This window comes from Variovorax sp. 05T418 (assembly GCF_056396385.1).
This window is the reverse complement of sequence record NZ_JBFTLJ010000045.1, coordinates 1-1,052: the sequence shown is the minus strand read 5'-3', so window position 1 is coordinate 1,052 and position 1,052 is coordinate 1. Positions and strand designations below refer to the sequence as shown.

Here is a 1,052-nt window from a genome sequence, read left to right as displayed (position 1 = left end):
CCGCGCTCATGAAGCCCGGCACCGTGGTCATCGGCATGCTCAACCCCTTCGATGCGGCCGGCCTGCAGCGCCTGGCCACGGCCGGCCTCACGGCCTTCGCGCTCGAAGCCGCGCCGCGCACCACCCGCGCCCAGAGCATGGACGTGCTCTCCTCGCAGGCCAACATCGCGGGCTACAAGGCCGTGATCATGGCGGCCGACAAGTACCAGCGCTTCTTCCCCATGCTCATGACCGCCGCCGGCACCGTGAAGGCCGCGCGCGTGGTCATCCTGGGCGTCGGCGTGGCCGGCCTGCAGGCCATCGCCACCGCCAAGCGCCTGGGCGCCGTGATCGAGGCCTCCGACGTGCGCCCGAGCGTCAAGGAGCAGATCGAATCGCTCGGCGGCAAGTTCATCGAGGTGTCCTATGACACCGACGAGGAGAAGGAAGCCGCGGTCGGCGTCGGCGGCTATGCCAAGCCCATGCCCGCGAGCTGGCTCGCGCGCCAGCAGGTCGAGGTGGCCAAGCGCGTGGCGCTGGCCGACATCGTCATCAGCACCGCGCTCATCCCCGGCCGCGCCGCGCCCACGCTCATCACCGAGGACATGGTCAAGGCCATGAAGCCGGGCTCGGTGATCGTCGACATCGCGGCCGGCAAGGGCCCGGGTGGCGTGGGCGGCAACTGCCCCTTGTCGGAAGCCGACAAGACGGTGGTCAAGCACGGCGTGACCATCGTCGGCGAAACCAACCTGCCGGCGCTGGTGGCGGCCGATGCGTCGGCGCTCTATGCGCGCAACGTGCTTGACTTCCTCAAGCTCATCGTCACCAAGGAGGGCGGCCTGAAGATCGACCTCGAGGACGACATCGTCGCTGCCTGCCGCGTTGCGCAGGACGGCCAGGTCACGAAGAAATAAGCCGCCCCCAGCACCCACGCGAGGAGAAGAAATCATGGATCCCGTTTCCCATACCGTCATCAACCTCATCATCTTCGTGCTGGCCATCTACGTGGGCTACCACGTGGTGTGGACCGTCACGCCCGCGCTGCACACGCCGCTGATGGCCGTGACCAACGC

The 1,052-nt window shown here is 68.2% G+C and carries 2 protein-coding genes; both read left to right on the top strand.

What is annotated here, in order from left to right; all coding sequences use genetic code 11:
- Positions 1 to 893 (top strand): NAD(P) transhydrogenase subunit alpha (locus tag AC1DMS_RS31680; protein ID WP_478182140.1); only part of this gene is annotated, 893 nt, incomplete at its 5' end.
- A gap of 34 nt (positions 894 to 927) precedes the next feature.
- Positions 928 to 1,052 (top strand): proton-translocating transhydrogenase family protein (locus AC1DMS_RS31675; RefSeq protein ID WP_478132099.1); only part of this gene is annotated, 125 nt, incomplete at its 3' end.